Below are 16,002 nucleotides of genomic sequence, written 5' to 3'. Positions count from 1 at the left end.
ATCGATAAACCTCAACAATTCCCCGTTTTGCCGGAGTCAGCATGACCGTCAAGCAGCTGCGTGCCTTCTGGGCAGTGGCCCAGAGCCTGAGTTTTGCGGTGGCTTGCGAGCGTCTGCACCTGTCGCAGTCGGCACTGAGCCTGACCATCAAGTCGCTGGAGGAGGGCCTGGGCGGGCGGCTGTTCACGCGCACCACGCGCAACGTCACGCTGACCCCGGAAGGCGAATCGCTGCTGCCCCTGGCGCGCCGCCTGCTTGCCGACTGGGACAACGCCGAGGACGAGATCCGCCAGCGCTTCACCCTGCAGCGCGGGCGCGTGACCATTGCGGCGATGCCGTCGTTCGCCGGCAACCTGCTGCCGCCCATCCTGAAGAACTTTCGCACCCGCTACCCGAACATCGGGGTCACGGTGAACGACGTGATCAACGAACAGGTGCTGGAGATGGTGCGTGACCGCCAGGTGGAACTGGGGGTGGCGTTCGAACCGTTCGAAGGCTCGTCGCTGGTGTTCTCGCCCCTGTACGTCGACCGGTTCACTGCCGTGGTGCCGCTGGATTCGCCCCTGGCCGCGCTGGATGAAATCGACTGGCAGACCTTGCTGCAGCAGCCGTTCATCACCTTGCAACGGCCCTCGAACGTGCGCGTGATGCTCGAAGAGCACCTCAAGGCGCGCGGCATGAAGCTGGCGGTGGAGTTCGAGAGCCATCAACTGGTGACAGTGGGTCGCATGGTGGCCAGCGGGCTTGGGGTCAGCGCGGTGCCGGCCCTGTGCGCCGGCCAGATGCACGAGCTGGGCGCGCGCTGCATCACTCTGCGCGACCCGGTGGAACGTGCCATCGGGGTGCTGAGCAAGCCGGGCCACGAACTGTCGGCTGCGGCCCAGGCGTTGTTCGACAGCCTGCATGAGCAGCAGGCCGAGGCCAGGCGCTAGACGGCGGCGAGCAGGCTGCGCAGGGGCACCTTGTTCTTCATCACCGGCGACTTGATCACGATGTAGCTGAAGTACTTCTCGATGCCGATGTTCTGGTCGAGGATGGTTTCCATCAGCTCCTGGTAATGCTGGATGCTGCTGGTCAGAAAGCGCACCAGGTAGTCATAGCCACCGCTGATCAGGTGGCATTCGAGCACTTCGTCGATGTTGCGAATGCTCGATTCGAATTTCTGAAAGTCGGAGCGTTTGTGGTCGCTCAGTGTGACTTCGGTGAAGATGGTTACCGAGTTGGCGAACTTGGCCAGGTTCAGGTGGGCTTCGTAGCCGCTGATATAGCCTGCCGCCTCGAGTCGCTTGACCCGTTGCAGGCACGGGCTGGGCGACAGCCCCACGGCTTCGGCCAGGCTGACGTTGGTCATGCGGCCGTCTTTCTGCAACTGGACCAGAATGTTGATATCGATCCGATCGAGCTTGGTTGCCGCTTCCATTCCTGACTCCTGAAATGCGGGATGACAAAAAAACACACTTTCACCCACGGGGCCTTCGCTGGCAAGGCCGCTCCCGGTGGGAGCCGGCATTGCCAGCGAAGGTGGCGCCGCAGAGGGGCGGATTACGCCGTAGCGCGGGTCAACGCCTGGTCGAGCATGCGCAGCGCTTCGGAAATCTGCGCCTCGGTGGTCACCAGCGGTGCCAGGAAGCGCACCACGTTGCGGTACACGCCGCACTTGATCACCAGCAGGCCGGCTTCACGGGCCTGGTCGATGATGGCCTGGGCCAGGTTCGCGTCCGGGGTCTGCGCGGCGTCGTCGGCCACGATCTCGATGGCCTGCATGAAGCCCAGGCCACGCACGTCGCCGATGCACGGGTAGCGGTTCTGCAGGGCCAGCAGGCCTTCACGCAGTTGCACCGCACGCTGCTCGCCCTGGGCCAGCAGGTCTTCTTCCTCGAACAGGTCCATCACCGCCAGTGCAGCCGCGCAGGCCACGGCGTTGCCGCCGTAGGTGCCGCCCAGGCCGCCCGGGGTCGGCGCGTCCATGATCTCGGCACGCCCCACCACGCCCGACAGCGGCATGCCGCCGGCCAGGCTCTTGGCCACGGTCACCAGGTCAGGCTGGATGCCCGAGTGCTGGAAGCCGAACGGCTTGCCGGTACGCCCGAAGCCTGCCTGGATCTCGTCCAGGATCAGCACGATGCCGTGGCGCGTGCAGCGTTCGCGCAGGGCACGCAGGAAGGCATCGGGGGCGCGCAGGAAGCCGCCATCGCCTTGCACCGGCTCGATCAGGATGGCCGCCACGCGGTCGGGGGCCACGTCGGTGGCGAACAGGTGGTCGAGTTCGGCCAGGGCGTCGTCACTGCTCACGCCGCGGTATTCGTTGGGGTAGGTGGCGTGGTAGATCTCGGCCGGGAACGGGCCGAAGTTCTGCTTGTACGGCTGGCTCATGCCGGTCAGGGTGACGCCCAGCAGGGTGCGCCCGTGGAAGCCGCCGCGGAACGAGATCACCGCCGGGCGGTTGGTGTAACCACGGGCGATCTTGATGGCGTTCTCCACCGCTTCGGCGCCGGAGGTGAACAGCACGCTCTTGTAGGCTTCGCCGCCACCGACCATGGCGTTCAGGCGCGCTGCCACGTCGATGTACGACGCATAGGCCACCACCTGGAAGCTGGCATGGGAGATCTCGCCCACCTGGCGGCGCACGGCCTCGACCACGCGCGGGTGGTTGTGGCCGACGTTGAGCACGCCGATGCCGCCGACGAAGTCCAGGTAGCGCTTGCCGTCCACGTCCCACAGCTCCGAACCCTGGGCGTGGCTGACCACGATCGGGTGGGCGGTGGCGATGCCGCGGGGTACGTGCTGCTCGCGCAGGGCCAGCAGGCGTTGATTTTCAGTCAGTGCAGAATTCATGGTGCAGCTCCATTAACTAACGATGGTGTCAGGGGTTCGGGAACGCAGGTATTCAGTCGAGGCCGCCCATGTGCCAGGCCTTGATTTCGAGGAACTCGTCCAGGCCGTACTTGGAGCCTTCACGGCCGGTACCGGACTGTTTCATGCCGCCGAACGGGGCCACTTCCATGGAGATGATCCCGGTGTTCAGGCCGACCATGCCGAACTCCAGGCGCTCGCCCACACGCCAGGCGCGGCGCATGTCCTGGGTGAAGTAGTAGGCGCCCAGGCCGAACGGGGTAGCGTTGGCGATGGCCAGGGCCTCGGCTTCGTCCTTGAAACGGAACAGCGGGGCAACCGGGCCGAAGGTCTCTTCGGTGGCCAGCAGCATGTCGGTGGTGGCGTCCAGCAGCACGGTCGGCTGCACGAACAGGCCGGTGTCGTCGGGCATGCCGCCAATCGAGATGCTGGCGCCTTTTTCCACCGCATCGCCGATGTGGCTGGCGACTTTTGCGACGGCGGCGGCGTTGATCAGCGGGCCGATGGTCACGTTCTCGCCCAGGCCATCACCCACCTTCAGCTCGGCCACCGCAGCCCGCAGGCGCTCGGCGAAGCGGTCGTAGATGCCGTCCTGCACCAGAATGCGGTTGGCGCACACGCAGGTCTGCCCGGCGTTGCGGAACTTGCTCAGCATCACCCCGGCAATCGCCAGGTCGAGGTCGGCGTCGTCGAACACGATGAACGGCGCGTTGCCACCCAGCTCCAGGCTCAGGCGCTTGAGGGTGTCGGCGCACTGGCTCATCAGCAGCTTGCCGATGCGCGTGGAGCCGGTGAACGACAACTTGCGCACGGCCTGGTTGGCGGTCACTTCGCTGCCGATGCCGGCAGGCAGGCCGGTGAGCACGTTGAACACCCCGGCCGGGATGCCGGCACGATCTGCCAGTACCGCCAGGGCCAGGGCCGACAGCGGGGTCATCTCGGACGGCTTGACCAGCACGGTGCAGCCGGCGGCCAGGGCCGGCGCGCATTTGCGCGTGATCATCGCGTTGGGGAAGTTCCACGGGGTGATGGCCGCCACCACGCCGATCGGCTGCTTGAGCACCAGGATGCGGCGGTCGTTGGTGGGCGCGGGGATGGTGTCGCCGTAGATGCGACGGGCCTCTTCGGCAAACCATTTGACGAAGCTGGCGCCATAGCCGATTTCGCCGCGCGACTCGCTCAGGGGCTTGCCTTGTTCGGCGGTCATGATCAGCGCCAGGTCTTCCTGGTTTTCCAGGATCAGGCTGTACCAGGCTTCCAGGTGACGTGCGCGGGTGGCGGCGGGGACTTCGCGCCAGCTTTCGAAACGGGCCTGGGCGGCCTCGATGGCGCGTCGCGTCTCGGCGGCGCCGAGGGCCGGGACCCGGGCGATTTCGCTGCCGTCGGCGGGGTTGATCACGGCAATCGTTTCGCCGTTGTCGGCATCGATCCAGCTGCCATTGACGTAAGCGCGTTCGACAAGCAGCGAGGGGTCACGCAGTGTGCTTTTCAACATGGAGAGGGTGCCTTCTACGGGTCCGGTGAATGGCACGATTGTAAGAACAGGCACGCAGTGACCGATGCCGAGATGGCCGCTCGGGCCAGGCATAAATGCCGTATTGAGGAGGTTGGCAGCACACTATGCTGCGGGGGTGGTCGAGGTGTCTCCAGCGCCGGTCAAGCCCGCTCCCGCAAGGCCACTGACGGCCTGCTGGAGCGGGCCTGGCCCGCCACCGGGCGGTACAGGCAGCAGATTGTTTGTCAGGCGTCGTTCTGCAGGCGGTACATCTCGGTTGCCACCTGCAGCTGAAAGCGCGCCTGCGGGTTCTCCATCGACAGCTGCAGCAGCTCTTCGATGCGCTCCACGCGGTAGCGTAATGTGCTGATGTGGATGTCCAGGCAGCGGGCGCTGCTGGCCAGCTGAAAGCCTTCGCTGGCCAGGGTGCAAAGGGTTTCCATGAGCATGGCGCCGTTCTTGTGCCGGGTCAGCGGGGTCACCAGGCGCTCCAGCAGCATGCGCCGTGCATCGTCGTCGCCCATCAGCGCCCGCGGAAACAGCACTTCGTCAAACCCATGCAGCTTGCCCGGGCGCAGCAGCGGCAGCAGGGTGGCCACATCTCCGGCGCCCTGGGCCATGCCTGCCACGCCCCGGTGCACGCGGCTGGCGGCCATGGCGCCGCCGTCCAGTCGAATATGCTTCCAGATCGACTCGGGCACCACATCGGCCGGCACGATCAGGCTGATCTGGTTCAACGACACCGACAGCAGGGGCGCGATTCCCAACCCCTGCATGATCTCGGTGATGCGCTCGGCCTGCTCCTTGCGCCGCTGGAAGCCCTCGCGGCTGAGGGGAATCGGCTCGTCCAGCAACACCAGGCACACGCGGTAGTCGCGGGTATGACACCAGCCGGACACCAGCGCACGTTCGATGGCGCGTGGCGTTTCGGGGAACTTGCCTTCCAGCAGCCCTGCCACCAGGGCATGGCCCAGGCGGTTTTCCTGGTCCAGCAATTCGCGTTGATGGGACAGCTGCAGGGCGGCGATCAGCGCAGCATGTTCCACTGCGCGGCAGTGCAGCTCCTCGAAGCTGTCCCGCTGGCCCTTGAGCCACACCACCCCGACCCGCTCGCCCTGCAGGCGGATGGGGCAGCCCAGGCGAAACGCGCCGGCATCGGCGTCCAGCTCCAGCACCTGCGGCTCGACCCCCTGCAGCAGGTTGGCCTGCTCGTTCAGGTGGCGCATCACGGCAAGCTCCACGGCGTCATTGGCCGGCTCGCTGGCCCCCAGCACACTGCCGGAGCTGGCCACGATCAGCGCCGGCAGTTCCAGGGCGCTGGTGAGGGCGCTGGCCAGGCTCTGCAGGTTGTCGGCCTCGATGGCAGCGCGGGTGAGCATGCGGTGGATAAGGTCGGAGCGACGGATGATGCGGGTCTGGAAGTTGATGATCTGTTCGAGAACCTGCTGGGTGATGTCGCTGAAGGCGACTTCCCAGGGCAGTTCCAGCAAAGGGAAACAGCAGCGGTCGGCCTCTTCGATGGCCGCCTGGGGGAAGTGTTCGTGAAAGTGCGGGACTGCCATCACGACCCCGGCCAGGCCCAGCTCGGCCAGCCGGCGAACCATGTCGCGGCATTTTTGCGGGTCCTGCGGCCAGTTGTAGCCGGTGGTCAGCAGCAGGTCGCCCTTTTTCAGCCAGTTGAAGATGTCGGGGTGATCGACGATATGCACCCACGCCAGGTCGCGGTCCAGGCATTGCCTGCCCGCGACCACGGTGGCCTGGCTGAGGGAGGTCTGTTCCAGGGCTGTGGCGAGTTTCATGTGCAATCCACGATCCAGACACGATAGAGGATCGCAGTCTAGCGGACTGGACATGGCTGCGGGGAGGGCCCTGGACAGGAGAATAGAACCTGTGCGCTGATCATCCATGAGGCGCACAGGGAGGGGAAATCAGGACTTGCTAGCCCAGGCGTTGAACTTCTGTTCAAGCGTTTCTGCGTTCTCGAGCCAGAACTCGACGTTTACCCGCAGTGCATTCTTCTGGTTCTCTGCCGCGGTGGGCAGGTCGTCAGCCAGCGACTTGTCGAGCATTTCGGCGGCCTTGGTGTTGGACGGGCCGTAGGCCATCTGCTCGGTGTAGAGCTTCTGCTGCTCAGGCTGCATGGCGAACTTGATGAAGTCGTAGGCCTTGTCCAGGTTCTTGGTGCCGCGCGGGATGGCCCACTCGTCGAACTGGTACAGGTTCTGGTTCCAGACGATCTTCAGGTTGCTGCCGCTCTGCTGTGCGGCGTGGATGCGGCCGTTGTACGAGGACGCCATCACCACATCGCCAGCCACCAGGTACTGCGGCGGCTGTGCACCGGCTTCCCACCACTGGATGTACGGCTTGATCTCGTCCAGCTTCTTGAAGGCGCGGTCCACACCTTCTTTGGTGCTGAGCAGCTTGTAGACTTCGGCAGGCGGCACGCCGTCGGCCATCAGGGCGAATTCCAGCGAGCCGCGGGCAGACTTGCGCAGGCTGCGCTTGCCCGGGAATTTCTTCACGTCCCAGAAGTCGGCCCAGCCGGTAGGGGCGACCTTCAGTTTGTCGGCGTTGTAGGCCAGCACATTGGACCACACGAAGATACCGACGCCACAGCCGTCGTCACTCTTGGTGCCTTCGATCCAGTCGCCCGGCGTGCCGAGGCGTTCGTAGTCGAGTTTTTCGAACAGACCTTCTTCACAGCCACGGGCACGGTCGGTGTCTTCGGTATCGAGCACGTCCCAGGTCACGGTCTTGGTGTCGTTCATGGCGATGAGCTTGGAGATTTCACCGTTCCACTCGCCAGCGATCACCTGGGTCTTGGTCTTTTCTTCGTAGGGCTTGTAGAACGCGGTGACCTGCGCGGCCTTGCTCGCGCCACCATAGGAGATCACCGTGAGCTTGTCGGCAAAGGCACTGTTGGCCAGCATCAGGCCACCGAGCACGGTGAGGGTGAAGAGTTTTTTCGACATTCGAACGCTCCAATCAAGACTGTTATTTCGAGTTATGTTTGGCAGTTGCAAGCGGGCGCAAAATAGATGAAAGGTGCTGATTTTTATAGTGGCAAGGTGCCTGCTGTGTTTGAGAGTGAGTTGAGGCTAATGGATAAGCGCTGCCATGGGTATCTATTAAACGCAGGATAAGCCTATTTTTTTATCCTGCGCTTTATAGGAAGGTGCTTCGTACTTTAGTGGCGATCGAACCATACGGTCTGCGCGTTGCAGAACTCGCGAACGCCGAAGTGCGAGAGTTCGCGGCCAAAGCCGCTCTTCTTCACGCCACCGAAGGTCACGCGAGGATCACTGGCGCTGTAGCCGTTGATGAACACGCCGCCGCACTCCAGTTCGTCGGCCAGTTGTCGGGCCAGTGCCGCATCGCGGGTGTACACGGTCGAGGTCAGGCCGAATTCGCTGTCGTTGGCCAGCTGCAGGGCGTGGCGCGCATCCCGGGCAGTGATGATCGAGGCCACCGGGCCGAACAGCTCCTGGCGGAACGAGGTCATCTGGTCGGTGACGTCGGCCAGTACCGTGGGCGCGTAGTAGTTGCCCGGGCCTTCGACCTTGTGCCCGCCCAGCAGCAGCGTGGCGCCTTCGGCCAGGGTGGCCTGGACCTGCTGGTCGAGCTCGTCGCGCAGGTCATGACGCGCCATCGGCCCCAGGTAGGTGTCGGCCAGCAACGGGTCGCCCATCACCAGCGAGCGGGTTTTCTCGACGAATTTGCGGGTGAATGCCTCGACCACGCCGGCTTCGACGATCAGCCGCTTGGCTGCCGCGCACACCTGGCCGGTGTTCTGGTAGCGGCCGATCACGGCAGCCTGCACGGCGGCATCCAGGTCGGCATCGTTCAACACGATGAACGGGTCGGAGCCGCCCAGTTCCAGTACGCATTTTTTCAGCGCGGCACCGGCCTGGGCACCGATGGCGGCACCGGCACGCACGCTGCCGGTAAGGGTCACGGCGACGATGCGCGGGTCGACGATGGCCCTGGATACGCCCTCAGGCGTCACGTTGAGCACCTCGAACACGCCTTCGGGGAATTCGGCCTGCTGGAACGCATCGCGCAGCAGGTAGGCCGAGCCCATCACATTGGGCGCGTGTTTGAGCACGTAGGTGTTGCCGGCGATCAGCGCGGGTACCGCACCGCGCAGCACTTGCCACAGCGGGAAGTTCCACGGCATCACCGCGAGGATCGGGCCCAGTGGGCGGTATTCGATGTGGGCCTTGGCGTCGGGTACCTGGGTTGGCTCGGGGGCCAGCATGGCCGGCCCGTTCTCGGCGTACCACTCGCACAGCTGGGCGCACTTTTCCACTTCGCCGCGGGCCTGGGCCGCAGGCTTGCCCATTTCCAGGGTAATCATCCGCGCCATGGCCTGGGCGTTGTCGCGCAGCACGCCGGCCAGTTTCACCAGCAGGGCCGAGCGGGTGGCCAGCGGGGTACGCCGCCAGCCGGCAAAACCGGCAGCGGCGCGGCCCAGGGCGGCGTCAATCAGTGCGTCGGTTTCATAGGCGTAGTGGCCGATGCGTTCACCGGTGGCCGGGTTGATCGAGAAGGCATGGGTGTGGCTGGTTATGTCGGTCATGGCGGGCGTTCCTGTCAGAAGGGAAACAGGGGCCCAGCGTAATGCCGTGCTAATCTTTCGAAAACTGAATAATAAAAACGGTTTCTTTCACGTTTGGAGAATGTTTTTGGACCTGGTACAGCTTGAGATCTTCACCGCCGTGGCCGAGCACGGCAGCATCAGCGCAGCCGCCCAGCACATCCACCGCGTGCCGTCGAACCTGACCACGCGGATCAAGCAGCTGGAGGCCGACCTGGGGGTGGAGCTGTTCATTCGTGAAAAGCTGCGCCTGCGCCTCTCGCCGGCCGGCTGGACCTTCCTGGAGTACGCCAAGCGCATCCTGGCCTTGGTGGAGGAGGCCCGCCTGACCGTGGCGGGAGAGGAACCCCAGGGGGCGTTCTCGCTGGGCTCGCTGGAAAGTACCGCAGCGGTGCGCATCCCCGCGTTGCTGGCGGCCTACAACCAGCAGTACGCCAAGGTCGAGCTGGACCTCTCCACCGGGCCGTCGGGCACCATGATCGAGGGCGTGCTGTCGGGACGCCTGGCGGCGGCCTTCGTCGACGGCCCGGTGCTGCACCCCTCGCTGGAGGGCGTGCCGGTGTTCGAGGAGGAGATGGTCATCATCGCGCCGCTCAACCATGCGCCGATCCACCGTGGCCAGGACGTCAACGGGCAGAGCATCTATGCGTTCCGGGCCAACTGTTCGTACCGCCATCATTTCGAGCGCTGGTTCACCCAGGATGCCGCCGTGCCGGGCAAGATCTTCGAACTGGAGAGCTACCACGGCATGCTCGCCTGCGTGAGCGCAGGGGCGGGGCTGGCGCTGATGCCACGCAGCATGCTCGAGAGCATGCCGGGGTGCGCCACGGTCAGCGTGTGGCCGATGTCGCAACGTTTTCGCTACCTGCGCACCTGGCTGGTATGGCGCAGCGGCACGGTATCGCGCAGCCTGGCGATGTTCGTGAAACTGCTGGAGGAGCGGGGCGCGGTGCTCCAATAGTGCGGCGTGGCGCCACTGCGGTCTGGCGGTTATCGCACTTTTTGCGTTTTTTCGGCTCTATTCATCGCCAGGCCGCGTCGATCCCCGACGCGGCCCGTGAATCCAGACCCCGGTGCCGATGGTTTATCCGCTTTGCGTTCCACCCCAGCGCGTGCTGCGCCGGCTGTTGCTGGCGGGCACGCTGATGGCCTGCGCCGCTGGCTGTACCCAGCAGCAGGGGCGCGATATCGCCACCCAGCTGGGCAACGGCCGGCCCCAGGAACTGTTCCAGACCAGCGTCGATCGCATGGCCACGCTGTCGATGCAGGACAACCTGCAGAGCCTGTACCTGTTGATGAGCAAGCTGTACCTGCGCAACCCCAACCAGTGGCGCGAATCGGGCTTTCTCGATGCTGCCAGTGCCGAGCGGCAGATCCGCCAGGCCATCGAGCAGCGCCAGGCCTTGCCGCAGCTGGGCGAGCGCCGCGACCTGGCGGCACTGAGCTATGCCCTGAGCCCGGAGTTCAGGGGCGACCGCGTTGGCGCGTTCATCTACGCCATCGGCAGCATGCTGGTGACCGCCCATGGCGGGCGTACCGAATTCTTCATCACCGACACCATCGACCCGCAGTTCGTCAGCAACGCAGCGCGCAACATCGAGAAGGCCACCTGGCTGCTGAGCCAGCGCCAGGATGCCAATGGCGTGCTGTTGCTGTTCTCCAACGAAATCTCCGAGGCGGGCAGCAACCTGAGCTTTGCCGTGGAGTTCGGCAAGATCGTCGCGCGCCTGGACCTGCTGACCCAGATGCTCGACGAGCGCTACCGGCGCATCGGCCTGAACTATGCGCAGAGCCTGTTGCTGATGAACTTTCTGCCGGTGCAGTGAGGTGTCTGCCTGGCGCCTTTGGGCGCAGATTCACTGAACCATCGCGGCGTCGCCTGACCTAACGCAATACCATTCGGGAGATGACGCATGCAAAACAACGGTTATATCTGGATCACATTGGCGGTAATCCTGGCCCTGGTGGAACTGTGGGCCATCAAGAGCATCATCGGCAGCAAGAGCAAGGCCGACCGCAAGATGTTGTGGATCGTGCTGGTGGTGTTCGTGCCGCTGGTCGGCCTGATCGTGTGGGGCGTGGCGGGGCCCAAGGCGATCAACAACAACGCGGCCTCTCGCAACGGCTGACTCAACGGCGCAAATTGAGCTTCGGATTGCTGGCTGACATGGCCATTTGACACCCCTCCATTCGCCATCTAGCGTTGAGCGCGAAATTGCGCATTCGCGCAGACCCCACTGGCAAGGAGGCTAGACGGCCATGATCAGCCCGGCATCGATCAAATCCATTCGTGTGCACCCAGGGCTCGGCGTTGCCCGTGTCGGCAACGCCGATGGCGATGAGGAGTACGTACTCGCCGCGCAAGTGCCAGGGGCACTGGCCAGCAGCGCCGACGGGCAATTTCGCGATGCCAGGGGCCAGGTGCGGCGCCAGGCCGTGCGCTTTCGCCTCTATGCCGAACTGCACGACGGCACCGTACAGGAACTGAGCCTGGACGACGGCGTGCAGATCGAATGGACCGTGGAAGTCGCCAACCTCAAGGCCGGCTGGTACGCCTTCGAAAACGCCATGGACCTGCCCGGCCAGTACGCCATCGCCGAAAAACGGCGCAACCCGCACGTGACCGGCGCGCAGCGCCAGGCCCTGGACATCCGCCCCGGCCCCAGGACCATCAGCGGCCGCCGCCAGCAAGGCAAGCCCTTCCATTTCGACACCGGCACCTTCCACGGCAAACCCGTGTACCTGGGCGAACTGCGCACCGACGAGGCCGGGCGCCTGATCGCCCTCGGCGGGCACGGCCACAGCGCACCGCGGGTGGACAAGACCCCACCGACAACCTTCGCCAACAACGACGACTGGCACGACGACGTGTCGGACGGCCCGGTGTACGCACGGGTGACGTTCAACAACGGCCAGCGCCTAGATGCCGAGCCCGGCTACCTGGTGGTGACGCCCCCCAACTACGCGCCAGGGCTGTTTGGCGTGGTCACCATGGAAGAGGTGGTGCGTGACCTGTTCGTGCGCCAGGGTCAGCTGCCGGCCGAACCGGGCTGTTCGTTCACCCGCGATATCTGGCCGATCTTCGAGCGCATGACCCACATGCAGTGGACCAACCAGGGCCTGTTCATGCTCAGCGGCCACGGTTCGCCACTCGATACCCAGAACCCCGACGTGGTGGCCCGGCTGGCCGACCCCGGTGAGGCCAGTGCGGACTTTCGGCGCAAGGTCTTCGCGCTGTTTCGCGACCCCGCCAGCACCGCCGCGTTCGCCCCGGCGCTGTTGCCCCTGTACGGCGATTATTACGGCGACTATGACCTCGACCCCCAGCCGCCATCCGCGGTCGGGCTCGCGGTCACCCCGCTGATGTACCAGGCCTTGAGCCAGTGGGCGCAAGGCGAATTCGTCGCCGACTGGCAGGGCGCGCCGGTACCGGCAGACTTCGATACGCTCGAACCGCGCGCCCAGGCCCAGGCGCTGGACCGCGCCGGCCTGCATGAATGCCTGGGCGGCCCGTTCCACCCGGGCATCGAACTGACCTGGTTCATGCGTGTGCCCAGCGTGTGGCGCAGCCCTTATCGCCTGGCGGTACTGCCCCAGGGGCAGGCAGTGCGCCAGGATTTCGGTGACGAACTCACGCCACAGGTGTGCCTGGCACCCCAGGGCCCGCTGGACGGCGTGGGCCCGGGTTCGCTGACCCGCGCGCTGGGCGTGCCGTGGCAGACCGACGAGGCCTCGTGCCTGTCGGATGCCGAGTACGAGCCCAGTACCTACCTGTCGTTCCCCAGCTACTGGGGGGCCCGCGTGCCCAACCAGGTACTGAGCAGCGAGGCCTGGGAGCGTGTGGGCGCAAGACGCACCACGCCGGCGCAGCAGCTCAAGCACTTTTCCTACCGCGAGGACTGGCTGCGCGACCTGAAGGGCAGCTACTTCACGCGCATCAACCTGATGGTGAGCCACTGGTGGGAGTTGGGCATTCTGCTGGCCCACGACGCCACCCCCGAGGCGACCGCACTGGGGTTGCCGGCGCGGGCCTGGATCGAAAGCGGGCGGCCCGAGCGGGTCACCGGCTCCAATGCCAAGCTCGACCTGCTGGCGGTGATCGAGGCCCTGGATTCGCCGTCACCGTTGCTGGGCGAGACCGAACTGGAGCCGCCCAGGCAGAAGGTACCGCCACGTCGTCGGCTGCGCAGGGACGAGATTTGAACCCCGTGCACGACGTGCTGGTGGTGGGCGCCGGGCCGGCCGGCACGGCGCTGGCCATCCGCCTGGCGCAGGCCGGGTTGCAGGTGGGGCTGGTGGAGTGTGAACCCGAGGCGGCGCTGCGCCCCGGCGAGTGCCTGTCCCCCGAGGCGTTGCCTGCACTTGCCGCACTGGGGCACGCCGACCTGCTCGACGACAGCACCGTGGCGCGACGCTGCTGCGGCGTGCAGTCGATCTGGCTGACCAGCGAGCCGGTATTTCGCGACTACTTCTGCGAGCGCGCCGCCCATGGCGCGTTCCTGGAACGACGGGTGTTCGACGCCCGGCTGCGGGAAAGGGCGGCGGCGCTTGGGATCACCCGTGAAGACGACGTGCGGGTGACCCATGCCGATTTTGCCGATGACGGCATCACCCTGGGCGGTCGGCGAGGTGAACACCCCTGGCGCGGGCGGGCACGTTTCGTGGTGGATGCCACCGGCAAGGCCAGTTGCGTCGCCCGGCTCGGCGGGGCACGGCGCCAGCGCCTGAGTCGTCAGGTGGCGGTCGCGGCGCGCCTGCCCCGAGGTGGCTCGGAACTGGCCGACACCGAGTGGCTGCTGATCGAGGCCGATGCCCAGGGCTGGTGGTCCGGGGCCACCACCGCCAGCGGCCAGCGTCACCTGGTGCGCTTCTTTCCCGGCGGTGACGGTCAGCGCACCGCGCCGCAGTTGGCCGAGCAACTGCAGCGCACGCGCCTGATGCAGCGCTATGCAGGTGCCGACGAACTGGCCGCAGCGCAGGTTCAGGTACTGGATGCCGGCTGCAGTGCACTGCAGCGCTGTGCATCGGCGCACTGGCTGGCAGTGGGCGAGGCGGCCATCGCCTTCGACCCGGTGTCGTCCCAGGGGCTGACCCACGCCCTGGGTGCCACCGACCTGGCTGCCCGCGCCATCCTGGCCAGGTTGCAGCAGGGCCGTCTGGACCTGCTGCACCAGTACGACCGGCACACCCGTATCACCCTGGGGCATTCGCTCAAGGGCCTGGCGCGGCACTACGCGCAGTGCCAGCAGTTGATGGCCGCGGGCTGAGGGCAGGGCACCGGCGTTCCGGATTGCGGAATAAATTCCTCATCTGCAATACTGGCGCCGAATCCCTTCACTGGAACACCCTCTCCATGACGTATCGCCTGCAGGCTGACGCCGTGACGCTTCGCTACGACCAGCGCACGATCTCCACGGACCTTTCGGTGGCTATCACCGAAGGGTCCTTTACCGTCATCGTCGGCCCCAATGCCTGTGGCAAATCCACCTTGCTGCGGGCCTTGTCGCGCCTGCTGGTGCCTTCGAGCGGCACGGTGCTGCTCGATCAGGTCGATATTCACACGCTCGCGGCCAAGGACGTGGCCCGGCGGCTCGGCCTGCTGCCCCAGAGCGCGGTTGCGCCCGACGGCATCACCGTGGCCGACCTGGTGGCCCGCGGGCGCTACCCGCACCAGTCGTTCCTGCGCCAATGGTCGCAGGCCGACGAACAGGCCGTGACCGCGGCCATGCAGGCGGCGCAGGTCAGCGAGCTGTCCGAGCGCCTGCTGCAGGAGTTGTCCGGCGGCCAGCGCCAGCGGGTATGGATCGCCATGGTGCTGGCGCAGCAGACGCCGGTACTGCTGCTCGACGAGCCCACCACCTACCTCGATATCGCGCACCAGATCGAACTGCTGGAACTGCTGGCCGAGCTCAATCGCCAGGGCCGCACCATCGTTGCGGTGCTGCATGACCTCAACCAGGCGTGCCGCTATGCCTCGCACCTGATCGCCATGAAGGCCGGCGCCATCGTCGCCCAGGGCGACCCGGCGCGCATCTTCACCGAGGCCCTGGTGCAGGAGGTGTTCGGCGTGGCCTCGATGATCATCGCCGACCCGGTCAGCGGCACGCCGCTGCTGGTGCCCTTGTCGCGCGAGCGGGCGGTGGTGTCAGGCGCCTTGCCACGGCAGGCCGCCGGTTGACTGGTTGACCCGGCTGGCCGCCCGGAACAGCGCATCGCGGTCTTCGGGCGTCTTGAGCTGACCCAGGTCGGTCACCGTGGTCACCACACACACGATCTCGCCCTGGGCGTCGAACACCGGCGCGGCCTGCCCGGTGACATTCGACAGCAGGTGGCTGGTCTTCTCGGCCCAGCGGCTGCTGCGCACCTCGTCCAGCACAGCCTTGGCCGGCGCCGTGCCGCGAAAGTGCGCCGGTTGCAGCTTGCGCGCCGCATCGATGGTGGCCTTGGGCAGGAAGGCCTGGAACACCAGCCCGCAGGCGGTGTTGTCGATGGGCAGCACGTCGCCCAGGGCCAGCGGGTTGATCGAGAAGAACGCGCTGCGGTACCAGCGCACCAGCGTCGGGCCACGGTCGGTCCAGATCGCCACGCCGCCGCTGGCCGCATGCTGGTGGGCCAGCGCCTTCATGTGCTGGGCGGCGATCTCCACTGCATCCACCCGCTTGAGCGCACCGATACCGATGCTCAGCGCCGCCGGGCCCAGGTCGTACAGGCTGCTGGCCGGGTCCTGCCTGGCCAGGCCCTCCTTGACCAGACTCTGCAGATAGCGGTGCGCGGTGGACGCCCCGGTCTGGGTGCGCCGCGCCACTTCCCCCAGGGCCAGTTCGTGCTCGGCGCTGGCCAGTACGTTGAGAAAGCGGGCGGCGATGGCGACGGACTGAATGGTGCCCGAACGTTTTTCGCCCGGCGCGTGCGGGGCGTCATCCGCAGCTGGAATGGTTTTTTTCAACGGGCCTCTCCTCATCGCCGGCTGGCGGCTGGTCCTCATCAGGCATCAAGTGTGCGCCGCTTGTGCGCGGCGTCGGTGCGCATGATACCGACTTTTCCGAGCGCTGGCCGG

14 protein-coding genes are annotated in these 16,002 nt (G+C 66.0%); 7 read left to right on the top strand and 7 right to left on the bottom strand.

Going from position 1 to position 16,002, the window contains the following annotated elements; genetic code table 11:
• The first annotated feature begins 41 nt into the window (after nucleotides 1-41).
• Nucleotides 42-932: a LysR family transcriptional regulator gene (locus DN388_RS10460; RefSeq protein WP_043861217.1), complete on the top strand. Its 891-nt coding sequence runs from the start codon at nucleotides 42-44 to the stop codon at nucleotides 930-932.
• Here the strand turns inward: DN388_RS10460 and DN388_RS10455 are convergent.
• The 6 genes from DN388_RS10455 to DN388_RS10430 all read right to left on the bottom strand — a co-directional run bounded on the left by DN388_RS10455 (nucleotide 929) and on the right by DN388_RS10430 (nucleotide 8,927).
• Nucleotides 929-1,420, bottom strand: coding sequence for an Lrp/AsnC family transcriptional regulator (locus DN388_RS10455; RefSeq protein WP_043861218.1), 492 nt, complete (start codon nucleotides 1,418-1,420; stop codon nucleotides 929-931). The genes DN388_RS10460 and DN388_RS10455 overlap by 4 nt on opposite strands.
• Before the next feature lie 122 nt (nucleotides 1,421-1,542).
• Nucleotides 1,543-2,835 (bottom strand): 4-aminobutyrate--2-oxoglutarate transaminase, encoded by a 1,293-nt coding sequence (gabT, locus tag DN388_RS10450; protein ID WP_043861219.1) that lies wholly within the window; start codon nucleotides 2,833-2,835, stop codon nucleotides 1,543-1,545.
• Nucleotides 2,836-2,887: 52 nt separating this feature from the next.
• Nucleotides 2,888-4,348 carry an NAD-dependent succinate-semialdehyde dehydrogenase gene (locus tag DN388_RS10445; protein WP_054914469.1) on the bottom strand — a complete coding sequence of 487 codons (1,461 nt, stop codon included), beginning with the start codon at nucleotides 4,346-4,348 and terminating at the stop codon, nucleotides 2,888-2,890.
• A 245-nt stretch (nucleotides 4,349-4,593) separates the two neighbouring features.
• A complete protein-coding gene (locus DN388_RS10440; RefSeq protein WP_100632735.1) occupies nucleotides 4,594-6,147 on the bottom strand; it encodes a PucR family transcriptional regulator in 1,554 nt (517 codons plus the stop codon).
• 129 nt (nucleotides 6,148-6,276) lie between these two features.
• Nucleotides 6,277-7,278, bottom strand: coding sequence for a polyamine ABC transporter substrate-binding protein (locus DN388_RS10435; RefSeq protein ID WP_229590265.1), 1,002 nt, complete (start codon nucleotides 7,276-7,278; stop codon nucleotides 6,277-6,279).
• A 257-nt stretch (nucleotides 7,279-7,535) separates the two neighbouring features.
• Entirely contained in the window at nucleotides 7,536-8,927 is a 1,392-nt protein-coding gene (locus DN388_RS10430; RefSeq protein ID WP_254999579.1) for an aldehyde dehydrogenase family protein, read from the bottom strand.
• 106 nt (nucleotides 8,928-9,033) lie between these two features.
• Here DN388_RS10430 and DN388_RS10425 point away from each other — a divergent pair, with 106 nt between their 5' ends.
• The 6 genes from DN388_RS10425 to DN388_RS10400 all read left to right on the top strand — a co-directional run bounded on the left by DN388_RS10425 (nucleotide 9,034) and on the right by DN388_RS10400 (nucleotide 15,123).
• A complete protein-coding gene (locus DN388_RS10425; protein WP_088515131.1) occupies nucleotides 9,034-9,906 on the top strand; it encodes a LysR family transcriptional regulator in 873 nt (290 codons plus the stop codon).
• A 118-nt stretch (nucleotides 9,907-10,024) separates the two neighbouring features.
• Nucleotides 10,025-10,771, top strand: a complete 747-nt coding sequence (locus DN388_RS10420) for a hypothetical protein (RefSeq protein ID WP_043861224.1) — start codon at nucleotides 10,025-10,027, stop codon at nucleotides 10,769-10,771.
• Between the two features lie 87 nt (nucleotides 10,772-10,858).
• A complete protein-coding gene (locus DN388_RS10415) occupies nucleotides 10,859-11,074 on the top strand; it encodes a PLD nuclease N-terminal domain-containing protein (RefSeq protein WP_043861225.1) in 216 nt (71 codons plus the stop codon).
• A gap of 130 nt (nucleotides 11,075-11,204) precedes the next feature.
• The gene (locus tag DN388_RS10410; protein WP_254999565.1) at nucleotides 11,205-13,148 is read left to right on the top strand and encodes a LodA/GoxA family CTQ-dependent oxidase; all 1,944 of its coding nucleotides are present in this window, start codon (nucleotides 11,205-11,207) and stop codon (nucleotides 13,146-13,148) included.
• A gap of 5 nt (nucleotides 13,149-13,153) precedes the next feature.
• On the top strand, nucleotides 13,154-14,212 hold the full coding sequence (locus DN388_RS10405; RefSeq protein ID WP_255000118.1) for an NAD(P)/FAD-dependent oxidoreductase: 1,059 nt from the start codon (nucleotides 13,154-13,156) through the stop codon (nucleotides 14,210-14,212).
• Nucleotides 14,213-14,298: 86 nt separating this feature from the next.
• Nucleotides 14,299-15,123: an ABC transporter ATP-binding protein gene (locus DN388_RS10400; protein WP_043861228.1), complete on the top strand. Its 825-nt coding sequence runs from the start codon at nucleotides 14,299-14,301 to the stop codon at nucleotides 15,121-15,123.
• Here DN388_RS10400 and DN388_RS10395 read toward each other — a convergent pair.
• Nucleotides 15,091-15,891: an IclR family transcriptional regulator gene (locus DN388_RS10395; protein ID WP_229590123.1), complete on the bottom strand. Its 801-nt coding sequence runs from the start codon at nucleotides 15,889-15,891 to the stop codon at nucleotides 15,091-15,093. The genes DN388_RS10400 and DN388_RS10395 overlap by 33 nt on opposite strands.
• Nucleotides 15,892-16,002: the final 111 nt, after the last annotated feature.

It is taken from the genome of Pseudomonas sp. S12(2018) (assembly GCF_024355235.1).
Lineage (GTDB): Bacteria > Pseudomonadota > Gammaproteobacteria > Pseudomonadales > Pseudomonadaceae > Aquipseudomonas > Aquipseudomonas palmensis.
Note: the sequence above shows the minus strand (reverse complement) of the source record. Positions and strands in the feature narration are given on the sequence as shown.